This window comes from Agarivorans sp. Z349TD_8 (assembly GCF_050870825.2).
Lineage (GTDB): Bacteria > Pseudomonadota > Gammaproteobacteria > Enterobacterales > Celerinatantimonadaceae > Agarivorans.
This window is the reverse complement of sequence record NZ_CP194037.2, coordinates 1,456,096-1,480,589: the sequence shown is the minus strand read 5'-3', so window position 1 is coordinate 1,480,589 and position 24,494 is coordinate 1,456,096. Positions and strand designations below refer to the sequence as shown.

General features: G+C 47.2%; 26 protein-coding genes. 19 read left to right on the top strand and 7 right to left on the bottom strand.

Annotation, left to right across the window (positions count from 1 at the left end; all coding sequences use genetic code 11):
• Positions 1-221 precede the first annotated feature (221 nt).
• From yidA to ACRRS1_RS06610, 17 genes are all read left to right on the top strand, one after another.
• Positions 222-1,046: a sugar-phosphatase gene (yidA, locus tag ACRRS1_RS06690; RefSeq protein WP_432453933.1), complete on the top strand. Its 825-nt coding sequence runs from the start codon at positions 222-224 to the stop codon at positions 1,044-1,046.
• Between the two features lie 720 nt (positions 1,047-1,766).
• Positions 1,767-2,633, top strand: a complete 867-nt coding sequence (locus ACRRS1_RS06685) for a PhzF family phenazine biosynthesis protein (RefSeq protein ID WP_432458972.1) — start codon at positions 1,767-1,769, stop codon at positions 2,631-2,633.
• Positions 2,634-3,156: 523 nt separating this feature from the next.
• Positions 3,157-3,981 carry a phosphonate ABC transporter ATP-binding protein gene (phnC, locus tag ACRRS1_RS06680; protein WP_432458971.1) on the top strand — a complete coding sequence of 275 codons (825 nt, stop codon included), beginning with the start codon at positions 3,157-3,159 and terminating at the stop codon, positions 3,979-3,981.
• Between the two features lie 25 nt (positions 3,982-4,006).
• Positions 4,007-5,014 carry a phosphonate ABC transporter substrate-binding protein gene (gene phnD, locus ACRRS1_RS06675; protein WP_432468113.1) on the top strand — a complete coding sequence of 336 codons (1,008 nt, stop codon included), beginning with the start codon at positions 4,007-4,009 and terminating at the stop codon, positions 5,012-5,014.
• A 68-nt stretch (positions 5,015-5,082) separates the two neighbouring features.
• The gene (gene phnE / locus ACRRS1_RS06670; RefSeq protein WP_432453937.1) at positions 5,083-5,871 is read left to right on the top strand and encodes a phosphonate ABC transporter, permease protein PhnE; all 789 of its coding nucleotides are present in this window, start codon (positions 5,083-5,085) and stop codon (positions 5,869-5,871) included.
• Positions 5,872-5,883: 12 nt separating this feature from the next.
• Positions 5,884-6,582, top strand: coding sequence for a phosphonate metabolism transcriptional regulator PhnF (phnF, locus tag ACRRS1_RS06665; protein ID WP_432458968.1), 699 nt, complete (start codon positions 5,884-5,886; stop codon positions 6,580-6,582).
• The gene (phnG, locus tag ACRRS1_RS06660) at positions 6,579-7,043 is read left to right on the top strand and encodes a phosphonate C-P lyase system protein PhnG (protein WP_432453939.1); all 465 of its coding nucleotides are present in this window, start codon (positions 6,579-6,581) and stop codon (positions 7,041-7,043) included. The genes phnF and phnG overlap by 4 nt, the downstream gene beginning before the upstream one ends.
• Positions 7,043-7,636 carry a phosphonate C-P lyase system protein PhnH gene (gene phnH, locus ACRRS1_RS06655; protein ID WP_432453940.1) on the top strand — a complete coding sequence of 198 codons (594 nt, stop codon included), beginning with the start codon at positions 7,043-7,045 and terminating at the stop codon, positions 7,634-7,636. Before phnG ends, phnH begins: the two co-directional genes overlap by 1 nt.
• Positions 7,636-8,772 (top strand): carbon-phosphorus lyase complex subunit PhnI, encoded by a 1,137-nt coding sequence (locus tag ACRRS1_RS06650; protein WP_432458965.1) that lies wholly within the window; start codon positions 7,636-7,638, stop codon positions 8,770-8,772. Before phnH ends, ACRRS1_RS06650 begins: the two co-directional genes overlap by 1 nt.
• Complete coding sequence (locus ACRRS1_RS06645; RefSeq protein ID WP_432453942.1) at positions 8,759-9,649, top strand: alpha-D-ribose 1-methylphosphonate 5-phosphate C-P-lyase PhnJ; 891 nt, start codon at positions 8,759-8,761, stop codon at positions 9,647-9,649. The genes ACRRS1_RS06650 and ACRRS1_RS06645 overlap by 14 nt, the downstream gene beginning before the upstream one ends.
• The gene (gene phnK, locus ACRRS1_RS06640) at positions 9,642-10,496 is read left to right on the top strand and encodes a phosphonate C-P lyase system protein PhnK (RefSeq protein ID WP_432468114.1); all 855 of its coding nucleotides are present in this window, start codon (positions 9,642-9,644) and stop codon (positions 10,494-10,496) included. The genes ACRRS1_RS06645 and phnK overlap by 8 nt, the downstream gene beginning before the upstream one ends.
• Before the next feature lie 22 nt (positions 10,497-10,518).
• Positions 10,519-11,220 (top strand): phosphonate C-P lyase system protein PhnL, encoded by a 702-nt coding sequence (gene phnL / locus ACRRS1_RS06635; RefSeq protein WP_432458963.1) that lies wholly within the window; start codon positions 10,519-10,521, stop codon positions 11,218-11,220.
• A gap of 4 nt (positions 11,221-11,224) precedes the next feature.
• On the top strand, positions 11,225-12,361 hold the full coding sequence (gene phnM, locus ACRRS1_RS06630) for an alpha-D-ribose 1-methylphosphonate 5-triphosphate diphosphatase (protein ID WP_432458962.1): 1,137 nt from the start codon (positions 11,225-11,227) through the stop codon (positions 12,359-12,361).
• On the top strand, positions 12,358-12,969 hold the full coding sequence (gene phnN, locus ACRRS1_RS06625) for a ribose 1,5-bisphosphokinase (RefSeq protein ID WP_432453946.1): 612 nt from the start codon (positions 12,358-12,360) through the stop codon (positions 12,967-12,969). The genes phnM and phnN overlap by 4 nt, the downstream gene beginning before the upstream one ends.
• Positions 12,966-13,721, top strand: a complete 756-nt coding sequence (phnP, locus tag ACRRS1_RS06620; protein WP_432468115.1) for a phosphonate metabolism protein PhnP — start codon at positions 12,966-12,968, stop codon at positions 13,719-13,721. The genes phnN and phnP overlap by 4 nt, the downstream gene beginning before the upstream one ends.
• A 330-nt stretch (positions 13,722-14,051) precedes the next feature.
• The gene (locus tag ACRRS1_RS06615; RefSeq protein WP_432468116.1) at positions 14,052-14,513 is read left to right on the top strand and encodes a carboxymuconolactone decarboxylase family protein; all 462 of its coding nucleotides are present in this window, start codon (positions 14,052-14,054) and stop codon (positions 14,511-14,513) included.
• Between the two features lie 40 nt (positions 14,514-14,553).
• On the top strand, positions 14,554-15,306 hold the full coding sequence (locus ACRRS1_RS06610) for a helix-turn-helix domain-containing protein (protein WP_432453949.1): 753 nt from the start codon (positions 14,554-14,556) through the stop codon (positions 15,304-15,306).
• Between the two features lie 43 nt (positions 15,307-15,349).
• Here ACRRS1_RS06610 and ACRRS1_RS06605 read toward each other — a convergent pair whose 3' ends face one another.
• From ACRRS1_RS06605 to rhaB, 7 genes are all read right to left on the bottom strand, one after another.
• A complete protein-coding gene (locus tag ACRRS1_RS06605) occupies positions 15,350-16,153 on the bottom strand; it encodes a helix-turn-helix domain-containing protein (protein WP_432453950.1) in 804 nt (267 codons plus the stop codon).
• A gap of 77 nt (positions 16,154-16,230) precedes the next feature.
• Complete coding sequence (locus ACRRS1_RS06600) at positions 16,231-17,376, bottom strand: iron-containing alcohol dehydrogenase (protein WP_432453951.1); 1,146 nt, start codon at positions 17,374-17,376, stop codon at positions 16,231-16,233.
• 4 nt (positions 17,377-17,380) lie between these two features.
• Positions 17,381-18,178 carry a rhamnulose-1-phosphate aldolase gene (gene rhaD / locus ACRRS1_RS06595; RefSeq protein ID WP_432453952.1) on the bottom strand — a complete coding sequence of 266 codons (798 nt, stop codon included), beginning with the start codon at positions 18,176-18,178 and terminating at the stop codon, positions 17,381-17,383.
• Entirely contained in the window at positions 18,175-18,489 is a 315-nt protein-coding gene (gene rhaM / locus ACRRS1_RS06590; RefSeq protein WP_432458959.1) for an L-rhamnose mutarotase, read from the bottom strand. Before rhaM ends, rhaD begins: the two co-directional genes overlap by 4 nt.
• 11 nt (positions 18,490-18,500) lie before the next feature.
• Positions 18,501-19,529 (bottom strand): L-rhamnose/proton symporter RhaT, encoded by a 1,029-nt coding sequence (locus ACRRS1_RS06585; RefSeq protein ID WP_432453954.1) that lies wholly within the window; start codon positions 19,527-19,529, stop codon positions 18,501-18,503.
• 88 nt (positions 19,530-19,617) lie between these two features.
• On the bottom strand, positions 19,618-20,877 hold the full coding sequence (locus tag ACRRS1_RS06580; protein ID WP_432468117.1) for an L-rhamnose isomerase: 1,260 nt from the start codon (positions 20,875-20,877) through the stop codon (positions 19,618-19,620).
• Positions 20,878-20,885: 8 nt separating this feature from the next.
• Positions 20,886-22,328 (bottom strand): rhamnulokinase, encoded by a 1,443-nt coding sequence (gene rhaB / locus ACRRS1_RS06575; protein WP_432468119.1) that lies wholly within the window; start codon positions 22,326-22,328, stop codon positions 20,886-20,888.
• Between the two features lie 807 nt (positions 22,329-23,135).
• Between rhaB and ACRRS1_RS06570 the strand changes: the two genes are divergently transcribed.
• Positions 23,136-23,462: a GFA family protein gene (locus ACRRS1_RS06570; protein WP_432453957.1), complete on the top strand. Its 327-nt coding sequence runs from the start codon at positions 23,136-23,138 to the stop codon at positions 23,460-23,462.
• A 185-nt stretch (positions 23,463-23,647) separates the two neighbouring features.
• A complete protein-coding gene (locus ACRRS1_RS06565) occupies positions 23,648-23,914 on the top strand; it encodes a hypothetical protein (RefSeq protein ID WP_432453958.1) in 267 nt (88 codons plus the stop codon).
• Positions 23,915-24,494: the final 580 nt, after the last annotated feature.

Genomic DNA, 24,494 nt, shown 5'->3' with positions numbered 1-24,494 from the left:
AGGACTTAAAACCCTGAGTTCAAGTCCTCGCACGGGCGGCTATTTAACTAAATATCATTTGAATATAAACATTTGACTACAGCCACCGCTCCCTCATCTAAAGGCAATACAAACTAAGACATCATCCACCATTTTGTGTAGAATTGCCCCCTCCTAGACAGTATTAGCCCTTAGCTATGCAAGCTGTCTGTCGATTACACTCACTAAAGGTCTGCCGAAATATGATTAAACTTATCGCCCTAGATATGGATGGCACGCTTCTCAATGACGAGAAAAAAATCACCCCACGTACTTATCAGGCGATTCAAGCTGCCAAACAAGCAGGCGCTAAAGTTGTTTTAGCCTCTGGACGTCCTCTAGCAGGGATCCAGCCCTACTTAGAGCAACTTGGCTTAACCAGCAACGAAGACTTTGTGATTTCATACAACGGTTCTTTAGTTCAGAGAGTAGGCAATGGTGAGGTTCTGCACACCACATCATTAACAGGGAGTGATGCAAAAGCGCTCACCGCGATTGCTCAAAAACTCGGTGTATTTATGCATGCTTTCTCTACTCGCCAAGGATTAATCACCCCACAGCACAACCCATGGACCAATCTTGAATCGTCAATTAATGGTATCGAAGTGAACCAGGTCGACTTTGCAGACTTAATCGATGACGAAGCCTTAACCAAGATCATGTTTGTGGCAGAGCAAACGGTTCTAGACCAAGCCATTGCAAATTTGCCTTCCGAATTACGTCAGCAATACACTGTGGTTCGTAGCGCCCCACATTTTCTTGAGTTTTTACACCGAGACAGTAACAAAGGGGTCGGGGTGGCTCATCTCGCAACACTACTCGATCTAGATGCGAAGCAAGTCATGTGCGCCGGAGACGCTGATAACGATCGTCACATGCTGCAATTTGCCGGATTAGCCGTTGCCATGGGCAATGCCGATGACGATATCAAAGCCATTGCCGACTACATCGCGCCCAGCAATTTAAACGATGGTGTTGCGGTGGCCATCGAGCAACATGTACTCACCGCGCAGAGTCTAAGCGCCTAAGACCGCGATTAGCTGTATTCAAAATGAGCTGGGCAGGTAGCCACTAGTGCATACCTGCCCAAGGTTTGTTAGAGCGTTGAAAGCTTGTATCATGATTCACTATCTTTACGAGGTTTTCACCAATAAAGAAAAACACCAAAGCGGCTCGCCAACCATGAGATGCAATATGATTGCAATGCCTTGTGGCCACGATTCATCCACCTTCATAGTACTTAGCAATCAATTTAGGGGCTATCTTGCTGAGACACCTACAATGCAGAGTGAAGGTATTCAGCAACGAAGAGCTGAAAAACAGCCTAGTTGTAATACGGGAATAGCCTCATCAGGCAGTTATTCGCGCGATTCAAAGTACTCCTTAAGCATGAAAATAATAATTAAAGAATTTGTTTCAATTTTTAATGCGTTTTAATCTCAAACCTGACGCAATAGCGCAGCATTTGGGCTCGATATTTATAAGAAATGCCGCCCGCCGAAATATCCACAGATGAAGAGAATGCCCTTGCCATTCAAGACTCCTTAGCGTTTAATTCTCAAACTGAGAGCAAGCGGTGAACGTCCTAAAAAGGACTTTCCGCTCATTTCTTCATGCCATACCGGGCGTACAATAGTTTATCAATCGATCCCTTTTTGCTGCGCTGCGTTTTGCCACTTGACTGCAAAACAGCACTGCGCAAAAAAAACAGATGACGGGTAAGATCTTATACGGAGACACAAATAGTTATGAATGTTGAAGCTTTTTTGGTTAACGCCTTTACGGCCAATGGACGCGGAGGAAATCCTGCCGGCGTAGTATTGCACGCCGATAAACTGTCGAATCAAGAAAAGCTAGAAATAGCGCAAGCCGTTGGCTATTCAGAAACGGCCTTTGTTTCTCAAGATGACGAAGTCGACTTTGAATTGTCTTTTTTCACTATAACGGGTGAAGTTGATTTCTGTGGACACGCAACTTTAGCTGCATTCTCAATCATGCATCAAAAAGGAGTCATCACTGAGGGGCAATATGTTCAGAGGACAAAAGCAGGCTTACTCACGGTGACAATAGAATCGAATGGTCATATAGTGATGGAGCAGAAGCTACCTGAATATCGCGAGGAATTTGCTTATCAGGAGGTCTCAGAGTTGATTGGAATTGACGTAAACATTCTAGAAACAACTCAACTACCCATCGAGGTCGTTTCAACCGGCTTACACGATCTTATCGTTCCTGTGCCATTGGGATATCTAGATAGAATTCAGGTCAATCAACATTTACTCAGTGAGTTCTGTAAAAAATATGATCTCGTTGGTCTGCATGCTTTTGAACTGTGCGAAAAAGCAAGCAAACTAACGGCGAGTTGTCGTAATTTTGCGCCTTTATTTGGGATACCAGAAGAATCCGCCACGGGCAGTGCTAGTGGTGCATTAGCCTGTTACTTAACCAAACATCTTCGCGATGAACATAGCGATCACTTTACTTTTGAACAAGGTAGAGTCATGAACTGTGTTTCAATCATTACGGCTTCAATCGAGCGCCAGCAATTAGATATCTCTAAAGTGATGGTGGGTGGTTTTGCGCAACAGATTGGACAACAGCAAATCTCCGTATAATCGAGTAACCGAAGGTATTTAGCCTCCGCCTCCACAATACTCTGTTGCAACTCAGTAGCGTCAATAGGGGCCAGCAAAGCGATAGGCCCAGGCTTAGTATTTTCGGTTTGATTTCATTTTGGGCTTGCGGTGCAAGGGCTTAGTTTGAAAAGCCGCGGCCTCCCCCCAGCAAAGCGATGTCACACATTAGAATGAGGATATTGGTTGCTGAACGAAAGCGGGGATTCAGCTTGATGACCGCTCTGGCATTGGCCTTCAGCTCGCGGCAAACACCGCGCAATCATTGACATCTCAGGCATCCATTGATGGGATCGGTTTTAGATTTCCGCCATTCCCGCCACACTTTGTTTACAAAGCATGTCCCCCTACTCTTTACAAGACGGCTATCGCCACCTTCGCAACGCATTGATGTTTTTTTAGTCACTCAATTGCCATAAATACGTCACCCAAGTGACATGTCTAGATAAGCTAACTGTCACATTTGTTGATTAAATTATGCTCAAACCAACTACGAGATTGTGTCATGAGCAAACAAGTCATCGCCGTAAAACAGCTCCATAAGCACTTTGCGACGAATCATGCTTTGCAAAATATTAACCTGAGTGTTGAGCAAGGTGAAATGGTCGCCCTGCTTGGTCCCTCTGGCTCAGGGAAATCGACATTACTACGTCACCTCAATGGCTTAATCACCAGCGATAAAAATAGTCAGGGTTACATCGAAGTTCTAGGCACCCCAGTGCAACGGAATGGTAAATTTTGTAAAACCGTACGGCAAAGCCGTAGCCAAACTGGTTACATCTTTCAGCAGTTTAATCTGGTCTCTCGCCTAAGTGTATTACACAACGTATTAATTGGAGCGCTTAGTGCGACCCCACTTTGGCGCAGCCTCAGCGGGCGTTTTACCACGTCACAAAAGCAACAGGCTTTAGTCGCGCTAAAACGTGTCGGTCTGGAGCAGTTTGCCCAACAACGTGTTTCGACGCTTTCTGGTGGTCAGCAACAGCGAGTGGCAATTGCCCGCGCCTTGATGCAGCAAGCCAAGATTATTTTGGCCGATGAGCCCATCGCCTCATTAGACCCAGAATCATCACGAATCGTGATGGAAATCCTCACCGATATTAACCAACAGGAAGGCATCGCGGTGGTGGTGACCTTACACCAGGTTGACTACGCCAAACGCTATTGCCCGAGAGTTGTCGCCTTAAAACGTGGCGAAATTTTTTACGACGGCCCAAGCCAAAATTTAACAGAAGCCAGCTTGGCAGCCTTGTATGGCTCAAGCTTGGATCCCAGCAATACCGAAGCACAAGATCTCGCAGTACCACAACCATGGCCACAGATGGCCTAATCCATAAATGAAGGAGATAGATGGCATGTTACAGTTTATTAAGCAGACCGCCTTTGCAAGCGCAATGCTCGCAGCAACGTTCGGTTCCCCCCTCGTGTCAGCGGCTGACAAAGCGCAGGACACTATCAATTTTGGGATCATTTCTACCGAATCTCAGCAAAATTTAAAAACTACATGGACCCCGTTTCTAGAGGCCATGGAGCAACAAACTGGCTATAAAATAAAGGCATTTTTTGCGCCTGATTACGCTGGTATCATTCAAGGTATGCGGTTTGATAAAGTCGACGTAGCCTGGTTCGGCAATAAATCAGCCATGGAAGCGGTAGACCGTGCCGGTGGTGAAATTTTTGCGCAAACCGTCGACGTGACCGGCAACCCTGGTTACTGGAGTGTCTTAGTCACTCATAAAGACAGCCCCTTGAATAACTTAGAAGATGTGATTGCTCATCGTAGTGAACTCACCTTCGGCAACGGCGATCCCAATTCCACCTCTGGCTTCTTAGTCCCCTCCTACTACGTCTTTGCCGAACACAACATTTCGGTCGCAGATTTTAAACGCAGCATGAATTCGGGCCACGAAGCCAACGCTTTAGCTGCCGCCGCAAAACAAGTTGACGTTGCCACCGGAAATACCGAAAACATGGACCGCTTGAAGGTCACCGCTCCCGACAAGTTTGCCCAATTAAAAGTGATTTGGAAATCACCACTGATCCCATCAGACCCCATCGTTTGGCGAAAAAACCTTCCCGAAAGCGTTAAAGATAAAGTTTACAGCTTCTTCATGAACTACGGCAAATCGGGTGATGCTAAACAACTCGCGGTACTCAGATCATTACAGTGGGCTCCTTTCAAAGCCTCTAGCGACTTGCAACTATTACCCATCCGCCAATTGGTGTTGTTCAAAAACCGCCTCAAGCTTGAGCATGACAGCAAATTGTCAAAAGCTGAAAAAGCCGCCGAACTATCGGTGATCGACGCCCAACTCGCCGATTTAAGTCGCCAGCAAAACGCGATTATCGCAATGGCGCAATAGGCTCTTGTAAGCTGAGCTTCGGCTCAGCTTCTCTTTCAGCAACTTATCTAGACATCTTGAGAAAGCTTATGAAACTCGATGCGATGCTCACCGATCAATCCGCGCGCCCGTCTTGGCTTACCTTGTCAATTTGGGCCCTAGTGCTGGCAGGCCTCAGCTGGAGCTGGCAAGGTGCTGAAATTGCACCAATGAAGCTATATAACGACGCGGGCAATATGGCCGAGCTAGCCAGTGACTTCTTTCCGCCCGATTTTAGTGACCTCAGCTACTACCTCGAAGAAATGCTGATTACCCTACATATCGCCATTTGGGGCACCCTGTTCTCAATCATTTTAGCAGTGCCCTTCGGTTTAATGTGCGCCGAAAACATGGTCCCAACATCGGTTTGTCTAGCCATGCGTCGGCTAATGGATGCCGCCCGAGCGATTAACGAAATGGTTTTTGCCATGTTGTTTGTGGTGACTGTGGGCTTGGGCCCCTTTGCTGGCGTAATGGCATTATTCATTCACACCACCGGCGTGTTAGCCAAGCTGTTCTCGGAAGCCGTTGAAGCGATTGATCCAGGCCAAGTAGAAGGGGTGCGCGCCACTGGTGCCAATAAACTCGAAGAAATTGTTTATGGCGTGATCCCACAAGTGCTCCCACTATGGATCTCCTTCTCCTTGTATCGCTTCGAGTCTAATGTGCGATCGGCCACAGTCGTGGGCATGGTGGGTGCGGGCGGCATCGGTGTGATCTTATGGGAGAGCATTCGTGGCTTTATGTTTCCTCAAACCTGCGCGGTAATGCTGATCATCGTGGTCACAGTAAGCCTGTTGGATTTTGTTTCCCAACGGATCCGTAAACTGTTTATTTAGTCGAGTCTGCTCATGCCGCGCTATCAAGAAATTGCTCTCAGCCTCGAAAAAGAAATTAGCAGTGCTTATCAGGCAGGCCAATACCTTCCCCCCGAGCAACGCTTAGCGGAACGCTATCAAGTCAATCGGCATACACTGCGCCGCGCCATTGACCAATTGGTGCTAAAAGGTTGGTTGCTGCGCCAACAGGGCAAAGGCGTGCTGGTACTCAGTCAGCCAGTGCGTTATCCGCTGCATTCGGGGGCAAAATTCACCGATAACCTGCTCAATGCCGGAGCAAAGCCCAATAGTCGGCTGCTTAGTTGCATCCGTAGTAACGCTAACCAACAGGTGGCAAATAATTTAGAGATTGCGCTAGCCAGCCCGATAATTCAACTCAAAACCTTGCGCTTTATCGACCAGATCCCAATCAGTATCGTATTTCATCACCTGCGTTTGGGTGAACACGAAAGCCAACTCGGCCGCTACCAACAGGGTTCATTACATCACTTTTTGGCCCAGCACTGCGCCATCAATTTACGCCGTAAACACACGGTGATTGGCGCGCAACTTCCTAATAATGAAGACTGCGCCTGCCTACAAATTGATCCCAGTAAACCGCTACTCCGCTTACAAACCGTCAATATCGACCAACAACAGCAACCCTTCGAGTTTTCAATTTCCCACATTAGAGCCGAGTTAGTTGAACTCAGCTTGGAGCATGCATCATGAGTCACACCACGCCTTCCCCACAACAAACTGCTCGCCAACACTGGATGGCAATACTCGCTAACGCCCCCTTTTCCGAGCTAGAACAACGCTGGAGAAAACTCAAACTAGACCCGCCCTGTGAAGTGATCCGACAACCCGAAATTGGCTTGGCAAAGATTCAAGGTCGAGTGGGAGGCAATGGCGAGCGTTTCAATTTGGCAGAGACCACCATGACTCGGGCAGCGGTGCGTTTAGTCGATGGCACCACCGGTTATAGCTACTTACGGGGACGCGCGAAACAACATGCGCTGCTATCGGCGCTAATCGATGCACTGTTACAGCAAGCATCCACCGCACCGGTATTACAAGAAGCGATTATTCAACCTCTCGCAGAGCTACAACAGTTGGCGAGGCAACAAGTCGCCGAACAAGCGGCTCAATCGAAGGTCGATTTTTTCACTGTCGTTCGGGGAGAAGACTAATGCTGCAAATAGAAACTGGTTTTGCGCAACCCGTCCACCATGCTCAACACTGTTTTCGGCAAATCCTTAAAGCTTTCAGTGAACCGGGTAGCCGGGTCTCGCTTGATAAACACCGCGGTTTTGCGCCACTAAATCCTGCCGCCAGCCAAGTCATCATGAGCCTGTGTGATCAACATACTGGCCTATACCTCAGTCCCGAATTAGCCAAACCGACTGACTTAGCACACGCGGTGGCAAACTTGGCGTTTCATAACGGTGTTCAAAGAACGACTCTCCAGCAAGCCGATTTTGTGGTCATCAACAGCACCCAAACCATTGATCTGATGCAGTGCAAAGCCGGCAGTGACATGAGTCCGGAGCACAGTGCAATGCTGCTGGTACAAACTGAAGATTTAGACAGCGGTCCACGCTTTCGCTTAAGTGGACCGGGCATTCAGCACCCCATCATCCGACAGTTTGGCGAGCTTGGAGCAAGCCTGCTTGACTACCTCTCCAAACCTAGCCACCACTACCCACTCGGCTTGGAGTTTGTCTTCTGTCATCAACAATCCTTGCTGGCTATCAGTCGCACTACCCAATTGGAGCGTATCTAATGTATGTCGCAGTAAAAGGAGGCGAAAAAGCCATTGCCGCAGCACATCGGCTACAAGCGCAACGTCGCCGAGGTCATACGGACGTTGCCGAGCTAAGCGTCGCCCAAATCAGCCAACAATTGAGTCTAGCGGTCGAGCGAGTCATGACCGAAGGAGGGGTGTTTGATCCAGAGCTGGCCGCGCTGGCGATTAAGCAAGCCAGCGGCGATCAAATTGAAGCCATCTTCCTGCTACGCGCCTACCGAACCACCCTTCCCTCATTAGCGATATGTGAGCCCTTAGATACTGACCAAATGCGGGTTCAGCGGCGGATCTCAGCCAGCTATAAAGATCTGCCCGGCGGGCAGCAACTCGGACCAAGCTATGACTATAGTCATCGCCTACTCGACTTTAGTCTGCTCGCCGAAGGACACCCGCCGAGCCCCCCCGAGTCAGGCACCGATAAGCCCGCACCAAAAACTGCTGAGCAGCAGAATTTACAGCAAGACTCCCCCCCAGCAGAAGCTCAAAACTTTAGCCGAGTATTTGCCTTACTGGAACAACAAGGTCTGGCAATACCAGAAGTCGACCGCGGAGAAGAGCCCGCCGACCTCAGCCAACAAGCGATAAGCTATCCCTGTTCTCGTGCTGCGCGCCTACAACAATTGAGCCGCGGTGATGAGGGCTTCTTATTATCACTGGCCTACTCGACCCAACGAGGATACGGCCGTAACCACCCGTTTGCCGGAGAAATTCGCAGCGGTGAGGTAAATCTGCAGATCTGTCCAGAAGAGCTAGGGTTTAACATTGATATTGGCAGTATCGTCCTGACCGAATGCGAGATGATCAATGGCTTTGTGGCTGAGCAGGCGCAAGGTCCTCATTTCACTCGCGGTTACGGCTTAGCTTTTGGTTTTAGTGAACGCAAAGCCATGGCTGTCGCCTTACTTGACCGCGCCCTGCAAGCACAACGCTATGACGAACCAGTGACCAGTCCGGCGCAAGATGAAGAGTTTGTACTGGCCCACGCCGACAACGTGGAAGCGGCAGGCTTTGTCTCTCATTTAAAACTACCTCACTACGTCGATTTTCAGTCTGAATTAGAATTGTTACGTAAAATGCGCCAGCAACAGGAGAGCCAGTATGACCCGCTTTAGTCAACACACCGCGGCTATCACTGACGATGACCAGCAATATAACTTTGCCTATTTAGACGAACAAACCAAACGGATGATCCGCCGAGCCATCCTCAAAGGAGTTGCTATCCCCGGTTATCAAGTACCTTTTGGTGGCCGAGAAATGCCGATGCCCTATGGTTGGGGAACCGGAGGAATCATGCTTAGTGCATCAATTTTGGGCCAGACAGATGTGCTCAAGGTGATTGACCAAGGCGCCGATGACACCACTAACGCGGTTTCAATCCGGCAGTTTTTTGCCAAGGTGTGTGGCATAACCACCACCGAACAAACCGAGCAAGCCAGCGTAATCCAAACCCGGCATCGCATTCCCGAACAAACCCTCAGTAATGCACAAATTTTGGTGTTTCAGGTGCCGATCCCCGAACCCTTGCGGTTTATCGAACCGCGCGAAACCGAAACCAAAAAAATGCACGCTCTCGAAGAATACGGGTCAATGCAAGTCAAGCTCTACGAAGATATTGTGAACTATGGCTACATAGCCACCAGCTACGCTTACCCGGTCATGGTCCATGACCGCTACTTAATGGATCCCTCACCGATCCCTAAGTTTGATAACCCAAAACTCAATCTGTCGCCAGCCTTAATGATTTTTGGTGCCGGGCGAGAAAAACGTATTTACTGCATTCCACCCTACACCAAAGTGCGTAGCCTCGACTTCGAAGATCATCCCTTTTCCATTCAACATTGGGAGCAACCCTGCAGCATCTGTGGGAATAGCAATACCTTTCTAGACGAAGTATTGGTTGATGACCAAGGCCAGCGAGTATTTATTTGCTCCGACACCGACTTCTGCCAAAAACAACAAGCGGCTAGCGAAGGAGCCCAAGATGAATAAATTAGCCAGCCAGTTGGAGCAACATTGGCAGCCTCAATCGGCACCAACAGCCCCACAAAACTCGCTTCAGAGCGAAGTCAGCCCATTACTCACCGCTCATAACTTAAGCATGCTCTACGCCCCAGCGAAGGGCTTTGAGGCGCTCGATTTAGAACTGTATCCGGGCGAAGTATTAGCGATTGTCGGCGAATCAGGCTCCGGTAAAACGACCCTACTCAAGAGCCTGTCGGGTCGTTTAACGCCCCAAAGTGGTCAGGTCAATTATCGCAACAATACCCAACAGTGGGCCAGCTTATATCATATTAGCGAAGCCGAACGCCGGCGTTTAATCCGCGCCAATTTTGGCATTGTGCACCAACACCCTATGGATGGCTTGCGGCCACAAGTCTCCGCAGGCGGAAACATTGGTGAGCGTCTAATGGAGGTCGGCTGGCGTAACTATGCACAGATCCGCGAGCAAGCCATTTGCTGGCTCAAAGCAGTAGAGATCGATCCCAGCCGTATTGACGACCAACCGCTAACGTTTTCTGGCGGCATGCAGCAACGGCTGCAAATAGCCCGTAACTTAGTGACCCATCCTAAATTAGTGTTTATGGATGAACCCACCGGCGGCTTAGATGTTTCGGTGCAAGCCCGTTTGCTCGATTTAATTCGCAACTTAGTCACCGAACTGCAGCTAGCGGTGGTGATTGTCACCCATGATTTAGCAGTGGCCCGCTTATTAGCCCATCGGATCATGGTGATGAAGCAAGGTCAGGTGGTGGAAAGTGGCTTAAGCGATCGAGTACTGGATGATCCACGCCATCCATATACCCAATTGTTAGTGTCTTCGGTTCTTCAACAATAATACGCGCCATTGAGGAGTCACCATGCAAGCGCTTATGATAGCCAAAAACATCGATAAAACCTTTGTGTTACATAACCAAGGTGCGGCTCGCCTACCGGTACTATGCCAGCAAAATCTGGAAATATATGGCGGTGAATGTTTAGTTCTTAACGGTAGCTCTGGCTCAGGAAAATCCAGTCTGCTGCGTTCGCTATACGGCAACTATCAGGTTGACCAAGGCCAATTACTGATCCGCCAGGGTGAACACTGGTTAGATATGGCGCAAGCCCAACCGCGCCAAATCATCGAATTGCGCCGCCATACCATTGGCTGGGTCAGTCAATTTTTACGGGTGATCCCTCGCCTCTCGGCTCTGAATATCGTCATGCAGCCCATGCTCGAGAATGGCATCAGTGAATCATTGGCCCGCTCCAAGGCACAAACCCTATTAAGCCAATTGAATGTCCCCGAACGACTATGGCACTTAGCCCCAGCAACGTTCTCTGGCGGTGAACAGCAGCGGGTCAATATTGCCCGCGGCTTTGCCCTCGACTATCCAATTTTATTACTCGATGAACCCACCGCCTCGCTAGATAAAGTGAATGCCCAACAAGTGGTGACATTGATCTTAGCCGCCAAACAACGTGGGGCAGCCATCGTTGGTATCTTTCACGACAACTGGGTTCGCGACCTCGTCGCCGACCGCCTACACCCAATGCAAACCAGCCCTTCGTTAGCAGGATAATAAAATGATCATTACCAACGTAAATATGATTTTGGAACATGAAGTCGTGAAGGGCTCGCTAGAAGTAAAAGATGGCCGGATCATCGCACTCAGTGACACGCGAAGCCAACACTGCAGTGCGATTGACGGCGACGGCGCCTATCTTTTGCCGGGTTTAATCGAATTACATACCGACAATCTGGAAAAATTTTTTACGCCGCGACCGAAGGTGAATTGGCCTGCAGGTTCAGCCATGGCAAGTCACGATGCCCTGATGGTTTCCAGTGGTATCACCACAGTACTAGACGCGATTGCATTGGGCTATATTAACGACCACGGCACCCGCTTAGCGAATCTAGAGCGCATGCTGCATACCATTGTCGATTCTCAACAACGCGGTGAAAATCGAGCCGAACATTTTCTGCATTTGCGCTGTGAACTCCCCAATGCCGATACCGCCAACATTTTCGAAACCTTGGTTGAGCAAGGGCCGGTCGCCATGGTCTCGTTGATGGATCATACGCCCGGACAACGCCAATTTATCGATAGCGAAAAATATCGTACCTATTACATGGGGAAATATGGCTTAAACGAACCAGCCATGGCGCGCTTTGAAGCAGAGCAAACCGAAGCCTCATTGCGCTGGTCCGATGCCAACCGCAAACACATCGCAGCCGCAGCACGCGAGCGCGGTATTACTTTAGCCAGCCATGACGATGCCACCGTAGAGCATGTGCTGGAATCAGCCGCCTTAGGCTGTGCAATCGCCGAATTTCCAACCACCGTTGCCGCAGCGCAGGCCTCACGTCAAGCGGGTTTACAAGTGATGATGGGCGCGCCGAATATCGTGCGAGGCGGTTCACACTCCGGTAATGTGGCGGCGGCCGAATTAGCCAGTGAAGGCGTATTAAATATCCTATCCTCGGACTACTACCCTGCCAGTATGTTGGATGCAGCCTATCAGGTTGCGAAGATGGACAACAACCACTATAACCTATGTGAAGCCATTCAAATGGTGAGCCTTAAGCCTGCACAAACCCTCGGTATGGATGACCGAGGCAGTATTCATGAAAATAAACGTGCAGATCTGGTCTTAGCCAAGCCCAGCCAAGACCGCTTACGCGTCCTACAAGTATGGCGTGAAGGAGAGCGAGTATTTTGATATCTAATAGCTCATTAAGTAATGAAGTCATCGTCGGCGAAGCCAAGTTGTTTTATTTAGTTGGCCCCTCTGGTTCAGGTAAAGACAGCATCATAGATGGTTTGCGGGAGCAATTAAAAGCCGATAGTAACTTACTGATTGCTCACCGCTACATCACCCGAGCAGCAGATAGCGGCGGTGAAAACCACATCGCCTTAAGTTTACCGGAATATACCCACCGCAAACGTAGCGGCTTATTTGCCATGGACTGGCAAGCCAATGGCTGCCATTACGCCGTGGGAAACGAAGTAAACACCTGGCTCAGTATGGGGTTTTCGGTATTATTCAATGGCTCACGTCAACAAATAGACCTCGCCAGAGACTTATTCGGAGAACGTTTAAGAGTGATTGTCCTAGAGGTAGAACAAGATGTATTAGCCGAACGTTTACGCAAACGGGGCCGAGAACAAGAACATTCAATTACTGCTCGGCTGCGGCGTAACCAGCAATATCAAACCAATCTACAACAAGAATTCTGGCGACTAGATAACAACCGCAGTTTAGCCGTCACCGTGAAGAAATTACTCAAGTATATCGATACCCAAACTAGCGAGTTATATATCACATGAAACTCACCTTATTAGGCACTGGCAACGTCCAAGCGGCTCCACTTTACGGCTGTGATTGTATCGCCTGTAAGCGCGCTCAAAAAAATCCCAGCTTAAGCCGTCAACTCAGTTCAGCGGTATTAGAAGTCAATGGTAAGTGTTTACTCATCGATGCCAATCATCCACAACTACAAAGCCGTTTTCCCGCTAACTCTATCGATGCCATTCTCCTGACCCACTATCATATGGATCATGTGCAAGCGCTGTTTGATTTACGCTGGGGAATTGCCGACCCCATCCCAATTTATCAACCGAACGACCCCAATGGTTGCGATGATTTATTCAAACACCCAGGCATCCTCGATTTTCAGCAAGCGAATAAAGCTTATTCTCGATTTCAGTTGGCTGACATCGAGATTATGCCGCTCAGCCTTAACCATTCAAAACCAACCCTGGGCTATTTGTTTAGCAGTGCTCAAGGACAGATTGCCTATCTAACCGATACCGCAGGGATCCCCGATCCAAGCTGGCAACAACTGCTGCGACATCAGCCCGATTATGTCGTGATCGATTGTAGCTATTCACCACTGCAACACTCCCCCAACCACAATAATCTCTACGATGTATTTGAGTTCGCCCACGCCATGCCCGAAACTCAGTGGGTGCTTAGTCATATCGGACACGAATTAGACAGTTTTCTACACCAATACAACGGCGAGTTGCCCAGCAATGTACAAGTGGGTCACGACGATATGCAGCTAACACTGGAGTAAGCGGCTTATCGATTAACCTCGAGGGGCATCTTGCTCCAAGTGATCGCTTCAGCGCCTTCTCCCATATTGCTGAAAGCGCTAATAACTGTGATAGAAATGCTTGAGGCAAATCGTTAAGCGTATATGTTCGACCAAGTGTTTACGAAGCATCTGCTGTTTCACGCATACTGCGAAGCAGACCAAATGCTCACGCTTGCCACTCCCCTACCAATGCCACATCAGCCTGCTTGCAGATCCAGAGATCTGCAGATCAATAGCAACATGTCGCAAATATTCAATAAACATTGAAAGCTATCGGTTATTTTCAACACTCAACATGGAGAAAAAACGATGACTAAGCGATTAAACTATTTTTCAAGCTCACCTCAGGCAATGCAGATATTGCTCGAACAAGAAAACTATCTTCGCCAGCAATTTAGTCACTCCCATTCGGTGAATATCACCACTTGGGAATTGCTGAAACTAAGGGTTTCACAAATCAACCAATGTGCCTTCTGTATTGATATGCATAGCAAAGACGCCCTTAAATTGGGAGAACGCCCAGAGCGGATATATGGCTTGAGTGCCTGGATGGATACGCCCTTATATTCCGAACTTGAACGTGCGGCATTACAATGGGCGGAATTGATCACATCAAATCGATCCGTCACAGAAGCCGCCTATAAACAGGCTCTAGCAATGTTTGGCGAACAAAGTTTGGTTGATTTGACAATCGCGGTGAATGCGATTAATAGTTGGAATCGGATCTCCAAAACCTTTAAACCCGAGGTAGGGAATTATCAACCAAACTAATCAAGCGCTCCGATCTGCTGAGTCTCCCTTTGATTTCAGGTTGTTTCAACCAAAAGGGAGCTTAGCGCACTATGTTCAAGGGATCTGGTCAGCCTCGGTTCCGGCCACTCCAGGGAAGAACATGACAAAGTGGCTACAAGCTGATGCTTGTAGCGGCATCATGTTTATTTTAGCTGGAAGTGTTGAATTTGATGGCATTCCATATTCGGCAAAGGCGCTGCTGCTACCGATAAGCAAACAAGCACACACCATAATGCTCTCTTCGGGGACTCAAGTCGCGGGAGTTCGTTTTCAGCCTGGTATTAGTGTCGATATATTACGCACTCAATTCGAGCAATCGGTAGCACAGCAAGATAATAAACAGCAACGCTGGTTGCAGCGAATGGCAAACCGCCTGCAGTATACGCCTCATCACCAAGCTCGAATTACAGCACTCTATAAATGGTTGAATAATACCGTTGATATTTGCCAATGCATTCCAGCCTCAGTATTGCGCTGTTTGCAGGTGATTCAGAACGCCAACAATAACCAGCTCTCGAAGAGTGGTATGCCACTGAGTCAGCGTCAAATCGAGCGTCAATTTCAAAAATGGGTAGGTATAAGCCCCAAACAATGCCAAAGAATATTGCGGGTCAAAAAAACCATCGAACATCTCAAACACAAACCTAATAGCAACTTAGTCACATTGGCATTGGATTATGGATTTTCAGATCAATCTCATATGACCAGAGAATTTGCACAAATCGCTAAAATCACACCCAAACGTTACTGTAAACGGATCGCAAGCAAATGATGTTTAACAGCGAGGAGTAAAATATTGTCCGTTCTCTAAGTGGTTAAAGTGTATGGCTTTTATAGGCGCTAGGGCTTTGACCAGTAATGCATTTAAACTTGGTACTGAAGTAATTACTATCGTTATAACCCACCCGATAAGCAACATCGGTAATTGAAAGACCCGTTTCGATTAAAGTCATCGCTTTTCTAATTCGTAATTGGTTCAAAAACTTATTGGTCGAAGAGCCTGTAAGCTGCGATATCTTATTGCTTAAGGCTCGTGAGCTGACCTGAAAAGAATCACAGATCTGCTGCACCGAAAGATCCTGCTCTCTATAATTATTAATCAGAAAAACAATGGCATTCATTAAGGGGGAATTATCAATCTGAGTCATGTTCAAACGATCTATCGTCAACAACAACTGCTCAAACATTAACGACACCATCACCTCAGAATGTTTATACTCGCGTTGCTGCTCAATACGCATATTATCCGCTATTGCCAAAATAGGCTCAAATGAGTCTTCGGTGATTAATAGATTGGTCGCACCATCCTCTAAATGTTTAATCACATTCACCGCTTTAGGACTTAGATTGAGCTGATGTTTGTTATAGAGAATATTAACCAAGGTGACATCACGATTATCCACGTACTGATGGTAATCATTGTCGCTGACGCAAGCCAAAGTATTTGGCAACACCACTTTCTGTAAGCCATTTACAATATGCACACCACTACCAGCACTGACTAAAATAAGCTCAGAAAAGTCGTGACAGTGTTCTGGGTAATCAAATTGAGGGTCTCGATTCAACACCTTAATACTAGATTTTGTTCCAACAAATTCTTCTGATTTTAGATGTAACATTCGCTTCCCCCGTAATTTTGAATGATTATCAGACAATCCCCATTAAAAAGCTGAGAGCAGGCTCTCAGCCCAACTATCTATAAGGATTGTTGATATAAGGCCACCACTTGCTCCCGAGTCATCGGCTGTGGATTCCCGCCCGCACAAGGATCTGCCAGTGCATCGTCAACCCATGCGAGGGTATCTTGCGCACTCACTCCCAGTTCAGCAAATCCACTCGGGATCCCAACTCTGCGATTCAAGTCTTTAAGCCCTTGAATTGCAGCAAAACTGGCTTGTTCGGGGCTGAGTTCAGAAGTATCCAACCCTAAGGCTTGAGCTATTTTTGCGAATTTTTCAACCCGATACGGGCGGTTGAATTCGCTAACAATTGGCAACAATATGGCGTTACAAACACCATGGGGGAGATCTTTCTGCGCACCTGCAGGGTGAGCCATAGCATGCACCATCCCCAATCCCGCACTATTAAAAGATAAACCTGCAATAAACTGCCCATAGGCCATCATTTCTCGGGCTTCTATACGACTGCCATCATCGACTGCTTGTGGCAGATATTCAGCAATGGTTTTAATCGCTTCTAGTGAAATGTAGTCGGTTAGCTTATGCGCCCCCTGCGACACATAAGATTCAATGGCATGGGTCAAGGCATCGATCCCCGTTGCAGCAGTAATGGCGCTAGGGATCCCTAACATCACCGAGGGATCATTCACCGAAACATCAGGAATGATTTTATCCGAGATAAGAACATGCTTCACATGTGTCTCGGTGTCGGTAATCACCGCATTACTGGTCACTTCAGCGGCGGTGCCTGCAGTGGTATTTATGGCATATAGTGGCACACCTAACTGAGCTACTTGTTCGACCCCATTATATTTAGCAATAGGCCCAGGGTTAGCCGACAAAATTCTTACCGCTTTGGCGGTGTCGATAGCACTACCGCCCCCAAAACCAATTAAGTATTTGGCACCGCTGCTAACGAACAGATCAAAAGCGCTATTCACCGTATTGGTGTCGGGATTCGGCCGCACCGCTGAGAACAACGTCAAGTTGAGTTCACTAAGTAATAGCTTATTGCTAAAACCGAGCTTGACCATTGCCGGGTCGCAAATTAACAGGCCTGCGTCGCCTTGGTGCTCAAGCAATAAACGTTCAATTAATGCTTCAATGGCACCAACGCCAGAAAAGTTAATCTTAGGAAACGCGAGTTTAAATACAGACATCATGACCTCACAAATTAAATTCTCGTTTTAAAATATCCATGTTTTCTTGGCTGACGCCATCCGGCTCATAACCAGAGGCAAGACACATCAGATACAGCTTGGCTCCCTTATTCGCGACATCGATAGAATCAAAAGCCTGTAATACATCCCCGCCCGAGGCGGTTGCGCCGTGTTTTTCCCAAATCGCGACATCGTGCGTCATTAATACATCGGAGGTTTTATCGGCCATTTCCTCAGACGATGGCAGGCAATAAGGCACTACACCAATCCCCCGTGGCACAAAGGCGCGCACTTCGGGTAACATTTTCCAACAGGTGTGAGTGAATAATTCACTGCTTTGAGCAATTTTGGGATGATGAGACAAAGCAATCAACTCCAAAGGATGGGTATGTACAACGGCTCGATGTGGCACCTTGGCGTTTCGCTGAGCCAGCAAAATTTTAATGTGGCTAATAAACTCAGAAGTGGGCGCAAAATCTTCGCTCGCCTTCCCCCCCCAAAGAATTTGGTAAGCATTAGCGTCGGCATTAATCCGCAATATGCAGCCAGCGTATGCCGCGTCGCGTAATTCTCGAATTCGTTGGCCTGTCCCCTTTACATAATAAATACGATTGGCGCTGGCTAAAGGGAGTTGAACCGGTAACGGTTTAATCGGTGCATCACACACCACGTCATCCATCAACTCACTTAGATCAACGGAAATATTACCGCCATTGCGCTCTGCCCACTCGCGCTGCCAAAGGTATTGCGATACTTCCGTTACCTTGGCAATCTCAGTTTTAACAGCATCATTTAATGAAATCATTGTAGATAAAAAACCTCTTTGAGTGATTTTGAAACCGGTGAGTTGTTTGGATTTGAAGGCATTACATCCTTCATATAAACCCACCATTTTTTACATATCTCGGTATCAGCAATCGCATCCCACTGCGCATCACTCTCCACTTCGGCATAAGCAAACAATAAATTTTGCTCGGCCAGTAAATGGATAGAATAATTGTGTACCCCATGAGAACTGAGCAGCGTTTTCATCTCTGGCCAAATTTCATCATGCCGTTTTTGATATTCGTCGTGGCAAGCTGGGTTAACGTACATCACAAATGTTTTTCTTTTCATGATTTAACTCCTTAAGCCGCCATACCTAAACCAACCACGTTCGCTGCGGCAGTAATGACCAATAAACCAAGGATTAAGATCCGTACTGGACGAGTACCAACGCCTTTCCATTCGGCCATCACTAAACCAATCACACCGCCAAACAGAACATAGCCCGACATGTGTAACATCCAATTGATGTAGCTAAGGTGCTCTGGCACTGAAGCTTCGCCCCACCCATAGAAAAAGAACTGCAGGTACCACATGATCCCGCCCATCGCGGTAAACAATAGGTTGCGGAGCATCAAACCTTTCCCTAGCGACATGTCGGCTCGTACTGAAATGTCTTTATTGGTAATGATGTGATACAAACAAAAGCCGAAATTAACGATCGCGCCACCGCCCATGATGAAGCCGAAAGCGGGCATCGCCACATACAAGTAATTAATCCCTAAAGCCGCTGACTGAGCTTTAATCGGTGCAGCCGCTTCTAAACCGAAGGCAAATCCGGCAGAAAAAATGCCGCAAATAATCGCTAAGGTCACCCCTTTCTTGAGGTTAAATTCTTCCGCTTTCTCGCCCAGCGCCTTCTCTTTCTCATTTCCGGCATAAGCGACAATGGCAATACCAATTAACGCAATGAAAATACCAACAAAAGTTAGACTGCCCCCATCGGAGTGGACCAAAGTCATCAGTTCGCCGCGAATAATCGGTGGGAGAAGTGTTCCAACCGCAAGGTTCAAACCAATCGCAATACCAATCCCCATGGAGAGACCAAGATAGCGCATAGTTAAACCATAGGTGATGTTACCGATCCCCCACATCGCGCCACAAAACATCATCATCACGAAGGTCGACATCGGGATCTGCGAGTAAAATTCGCTGAAGTTAGGCACCAACATCGACGTCACTAACCACGGCATTAATACCCAAGAAAATAGCCCGCCAATCGACCACATCAATTCCCACGACCAGCCCTTCACTTTTTTATAGGGCGCGTAAAAGGCCGCCGCGGATGCCGCTCCAACCAAGTGCCAGCCAATACCTGCTACTACAGACATATTTTTATTCCTTTTAAATTATTTTGTAGAGTAAGAGTTTGTTGGCTCGCCGCGATTATCACAGTTTCGGCAAGCCTTTACTGTGAAGCTATCTCGCCAATAAAGCGGTCGCTTCGTAATCTTTTACTTGGTGGATCCAATCAAAGCCGACTGGCACACCACTCTGTAAGCAGTGGTAATCCCATACCGCTTGCCAAGGCAGTGAATGCGCCTCTTCGATAAGACCGAAGCGAGAGGTGTAATCGTAACTCTGCTCAGCCGCTTTTAATTTTGAGACCGGCTCTAGTAGCGCTTTGAGCAAGGCTTTTTGCGCGTTACGGGTTCCAATGACCCAGGCAGCAATGCGGTTAATCGAAGCATCAAAGAAATCAAGGCCGATTGAGACTCGGTCATTTAAATTGTTACGTACGATTTCGCGCATAATGGCTTGAGTTTCATCGTCAAATGACACCACGTGATCCGAATCCCAACGGATCGGACGGGTCACATGCAGTAACAAATCGCGGATATAGATGGAGCAGGCACTGATCTTATCACTAATACATTCAGTGGGATGGAAATGGCCGGCATCAAGGCAAAGTGCAATATTACGGGTAGCGGCATAGCCAAGATAGAACTCATTACTGCCCACGGTGTAAGCCTCGGCACCGATGCCAAACAGCTTACTTTCTACCGCATCCTTATGATATTGCGCATCAATTTTTTCAACCAAAGCTAAATCTAAGGATTCAGCCAAGCGCTGACGAGGCGATAAACGATCAATCGGTTGATCTTTCATGCCATCGGGGATCCAAATATTCATCACCGAAGGACTGCCTAACTCCCGGCCAAAGTATTCAGAAATTTTGCGACAAGCCTTCACATGGTCAATCCAAAAATCCCGTACCGCCTTATCTGGGTGCGACAAAGTAAAGCCATCATCCGCCTTTGGATGAGAGAACAGAGTAGGATTAAAATCCAAGCCTAAATGTTGCTGTTTTGCCCACTCAACCCAAGTCGCAAAATGTTCAGGTTTAAGTTGATCTCGCTCTACCTTCTGGTCGGTATCTAAATAAATCGCATGTAAGTTCACCCGTTTTTTACCCGGAATGAGAGAAAATGCTTGCTCCATATCGGCGCGCAGCTCGGCGGGCGTTTTTGCGGCACCCGGATAGTTTCCGGTCGCCTGTATCCCGCCACTAAGCGCAACATCAGGCGATTCAAAACCGCGCACATCATCCCCCTGCCAACAGTGGATGGAGATCGCAGTTTCATTCAGAGCTTGCAAAGCATGCTCGGTATCGACCCCATGTTTTTCAAATACTTCTTTGGCATAGTGATAAGCGCTAATAACTTGTTCTTTACTCATTTCAGTACCTACTTAATGATTTGTTTATATTGATTTTTAATTGCTTGAAGTGAAGCGATAGGCTGTGGTTCAAAGATTTTCACTTCAGAAGAGTGGTGCACCAGCTGGCGCGCCTGTTCAAGATTGGCTAGGACACCCAGAGCGATAAATTGATTCACCACGTTGCCAAGTGCCGAGGCTTCGGTCGGTTCGGTCGAAACCTTGATCTCACAAACATCGGCACACAGTTGATTCAAGAATTGATCTTGCGTTCCTCCGCCAACAATACGCAGCTCCTGCAGGTTTCGACCCGAAACTTCAGCTAACTGACCCAACACGCTGGCGTAGGCCAAGGCTAAGCTGTCATAAATGCAGCGCACCACTTGAGCAAGCGTTTCGGGAGAGGGTTGTGAGCGCTGCTTAAACCACGCTTTAATCGCGTCGGTCATCGACGCGGGGTTTAAAAAGGCATCGTCATTGGGGTTGATGATAAATTCGAAAGGCTTGGCCATCTTTGCCAGCGCCGCAATATCACTAAAAGCTAAAGATGGATTCTCCGCTTTAATCTGCTGGATCAGCCACAAACCCATAATGTTCTTCAGAACCCGGTAACGCCCATTCACCCCACCTTCATTGGTTAAGTTATAAGCGAAAGCTTTATTACAGGTATAAGCTTGCTCACTTTCAATGCCCAACAAGGACCAGGTACCAGAACTTAAATAAGCGCAATGCTGGTCAAAAATAGGCGTGGCCGCGACCGCAGAGGCTGTATCATGGCTAGCAACGGAACAAACTGGGATGCTGATGTTTCCCAAATGATATTGGCCAATCATACGATTTGGCAGGCTTGGCGGTAAAAACCAGTCGAGCTTTGCCCCACAGGCTTCGACTAAAGCAGGCGACCACGACTGATCATCACAAGCCAATAACTGGCTGGTAGACGCATTGGTGTATTCACAATGCTTCACTCCGCAAAGCTTGTAATTAAGGTAATCTGGTATAAACAGCAAGCTATCCACTTGCTCTAACCACTCTGGCTGGCTATCGGTAATCGCTTTTAACTGATTAATGCTATTAAACGGCAAAAATTGAATGCCGGTTATCCCGTAGATATCCTGTCGGCTAATGCCACTCTCACGAATTAATTTTTCTTGGATCCCTTGAGTACGCTGATCTCGATAGCTGACAAACTCCCCCAGATGACGACCAAATTGGTCGAGTAATACAAAATCAACGCCCCAAGTATCAATCGCGAGCGAGGCAACATGAATGTTTTTATCCAATACCTTATTAATGCCAATTTTGATTTCTTCTAAAATCGAATAAAGGTCCCAGCAAAGCTGCTGGTTCACTTTAACTTGATGATTTTTAAAACGATGGAGTTCTTCTAAAGTAAGCTTTCCTTCGCTTAAATATCCAACCATGACACGTCCACTAGACGCACCGAGGTCAACCGCAATCACTGACTTCATTGTTTTAATTCCCCTTTCTTGATGGGGCTATTAAAACGATTATCGACACACAATAACTTCACGTTTTGTAAGGAATAGAAATTAATCGTGTATTTTTTTAAAGATAAAGCTGCTCAGATTCAAATTTACAAAAGTTTATGAGGGGGCCTGTATTGAACAGAGTTTCCACAGGAAAAATCACTCATAATGACAACTCAATGTTTTTTACAACCGTGGCAAGATAGCGACACCGAAAATATTGAGCTTGTGAAAGCAATATGCTGCTTCAAGCGGATAAGCGAAAGAAAGGCGAGCAAACGACGTCACAGCCATGACTAAAGAGCAAATCACCAGCCTTTGCTCATATTGCGAACGAAGGACTAAAAAATCGCTCAAACACTCACAGAAGTGAGACCTGAACAACGACTCGGCGAATATCACTATCCATCATTAACGTTCTAAGCGCGTCGAACCGCTTTGCTAGCAGGGAGAACATCTAATCCAAGCAAGGCTTAACAAAGTAGGCCAAGCACTCACTTCGCATCCCATATGCTCAGAGAACCAATAGCGAGAACTTTGGCAAGCATCGGCAACTACCGGCAACCGCCAGCCCCTTAAGCCATCAACGATGCCAAGATGCTTAACCAGACTTTGATGTTTTTTTGCTAGGTTTGTTGATCGAACGGATGTTGATCACGGCTATGTCGTGTAAAATGGGCGCATCTTTGCAGATATCAACACCCTAAACTGCATCACTTTTCTCTTTGAAATGCATAAACCAAGCAAATCGTGCTAGATTTATACAGGTTAATCTATCAAGGGAAGTGGATGCCTATCACTGGTGAGTGTTTCTGTGGGGAAATCAAATATTGTATTAATGGCGTATTACGAGATGCTCGTTCCTGTCATTGTTCCCAATGCCGCAAGGCATTCAGTTTGCAAGCCTCGGCTTATGCTTTAGTTGATGCAAATAAATTCAAATGGGTGTCTGGTGAAACCTTACTGACTTCTTATGTGGGTAAACATGGATTTGGCCTGCAATTTTGTAGTCAATGCGGTTCAACACATTGTGGCCTCTATAATGGTAGAGTCCACGGGGTAACTTTAGCTTGTATTAACGAAGATCCTCACATTGAACTGGGAAGACATATTTAGTGGGCTCTAAAGCAAACTGGAAAACTATCGCAGATGGTGTTCCGCAATATCAAGAAAATGTACCCGAAGATGCCATAACCTAGCGCTTCATGTGATACAACAAAATGGCCTATCTTGATAGGTGAAATAAGCCAAGCGGGCAACAAGCCTGAGCTTGGCGTTAACTTTCGAGGAATTACTTTTTAATGCTGGATAAAATAATCATCATCCGAGATTACCTGAACAATATTAAGACTCGCTGCACCTACAATGCGGCAGCTAAAGCCATTGGTGTTAAGCCAACCGAATTTAAAAAACTGCTGGGTGATCGTAAACCAGAAAACTCTTGGTTTGTTAATACTGGTGCTGGAGAGCCCGTTGGCTACGCCGACGATGAAAAACATCCAGAGCTTTATCGGACAAAACGAATTATTACATCCGCAGAAGTTTTAACTCGAAATCTAGACCTGTGAGAAAGTGACCCACCGCTTCAACATGCTTAGAGCCAGCAGCAGTGTAATTTCCCTGCGACTCGCTCGATACAAACAGCACTAACTTCCAATAGCTAAGCTAATTTGTATAAACTTCGGGTTAAGCGCTCACTTAGGTTTATCGAGCAGGTGTCAGCATCATCGCTGGCACGCTTGGCTAGCCTAAAACGTCATATTATAGCAAGCTGATTCATTATATGCTCAACTGATTGCGCAGCATAAATCTGCCGATAACCAAGCATGATGTGCAGTCACCAGTGGCTCTAATGACAAAACACATAACCCAGTTAGCGCTGATTTAGGTTGCAAGAATCAACAGAGAGAATCAACAGATAATGAGTTAGATTGGTATTAATCTCACGGGTTATCATCCAGCTAAGGCCACTTTATACCTCACCTAATCGCTTACAATTGCAATCGTATATAACCATCCGCATATAAGCATCCGCATATAACCATCCATATATGGCCCATCGCTCAACATGTGCTCGCTCTTGCTGGCGAAAATCACAACTATCGGAGTGACTTAAAAAATTTAGGGGATTTTAGAGTGCATTTAACT

Coding starts and splice junctions, on each gene's coding strand:
- phnF (WP_432458968.1), top strand. CDS start 5,884: ATGCCGCGCTATCAAGAAATTGCTCTCAGCCTCGAAAAAGAAATTAGC.
- ACRRS1_RS06580 (WP_432468117.1), bottom strand. CDS start 20,877: ATGAGTAAAGAACAAGTTATTAGCGCTTATCACTATGCCAAAGAAGTA.
- ACRRS1_RS06600 (WP_432453951.1), bottom strand. CDS start 17,376: ATGATGTCTGTATTTAAACTCGCGTTTCCTAAGATTAACTTTTCTGGC.
- ACRRS1_RS06685 (WP_432458972.1), top strand. CDS start 1,767: ATGAATGTTGAAGCTTTTTTGGTTAACGCCTTTACGGCCAATGGACGC.
- rhaM (WP_432458959.1), bottom strand. CDS start 18,489: ATGAAAAGAAAAACATTTGTGATGTACGTTAACCCAGCTTGCCACGAC.
- phnK (WP_432468114.1), top strand. CDS start 9,642: ATGAATAAATTAGCCAGCCAGTTGGAGCAACATTGGCAGCCTCAATCG.
- phnG (WP_432453939.1), top strand. CDS start 6,579: ATGAGTCACACCACGCCTTCCCCACAACAAACTGCTCGCCAACACTGG.
- phnE (WP_432453937.1), top strand. CDS start 5,083: ATGAAACTCGATGCGATGCTCACCGATCAATCCGCGCGCCCGTCTTGG.
- ACRRS1_RS06650 (WP_432458965.1), top strand. CDS start 7,636: ATGTATGTCGCAGTAAAAGGAGGCGAAAAAGCCATTGCCGCAGCACAT.
- phnC (WP_432458971.1), top strand. CDS start 3,157: ATGAGCAAACAAGTCATCGCCGTAAAACAGCTCCATAAGCACTTTGCG.
- ACRRS1_RS06570 (WP_432453957.1), top strand. CDS start 23,136: ATGCCTATCACTGGTGAGTGTTTCTGTGGGGAAATCAAATATTGTATT.
- phnH (WP_432453940.1), top strand. CDS start 7,043: ATGCTGCAAATAGAAACTGGTTTTGCGCAACCCGTCCACCATGCTCAA.
- rhaB (WP_432468119.1), bottom strand. CDS start 22,328: ATGAAGTCAGTGATTGCGGTTGACCTCGGTGCGTCTAGTGGACGTGTC.
- phnD (WP_432468113.1), top strand. CDS start 4,007: ATGTTACAGTTTATTAAGCAGACCGCCTTTGCAAGCGCAATGCTCGCA.
- rhaD (WP_432453952.1), bottom strand. CDS start 18,178: ATGATTTCATTAAATGATGCTGTTAAAACTGAGATTGCCAAGGTAACG.
- ACRRS1_RS06615 (WP_432468116.1), top strand. CDS start 14,052: ATGACTAAGCGATTAAACTATTTTTCAAGCTCACCTCAGGCAATGCAG.
- ACRRS1_RS06605 (WP_432453950.1), bottom strand. CDS start 16,153: ATGTTACATCTAAAATCAGAAGAATTTGTTGGAACAAAATCTAGTATT.
- phnP (WP_432468115.1), top strand. CDS start 12,966: ATGAAACTCACCTTATTAGGCACTGGCAACGTCCAAGCGGCTCCACTT.
- ACRRS1_RS06565 (WP_432453958.1), top strand. CDS start 23,648: ATGCTGGATAAAATAATCATCATCCGAGATTACCTGAACAATATTAAG.
- ACRRS1_RS06585 (WP_432453954.1), bottom strand. CDS start 19,529: ATGTCTGTAGTAGCAGGTATTGGCTGGCACTTGGTTGGAGCGGCATCC.
- yidA (WP_432453933.1), top strand. CDS start 222: ATGATTAAACTTATCGCCCTAGATATGGATGGCACGCTTCTCAATGAC.
- phnM (WP_432458962.1), top strand. CDS start 11,225: ATGATCATTACCAACGTAAATATGATTTTGGAACATGAAGTCGTGAAG.
- ACRRS1_RS06645 (WP_432453942.1), top strand. CDS start 8,759: ATGACCCGCTTTAGTCAACACACCGCGGCTATCACTGACGATGACCAG.
- phnL (WP_432458963.1), top strand. CDS start 10,519: ATGCAAGCGCTTATGATAGCCAAAAACATCGATAAAACCTTTGTGTTA.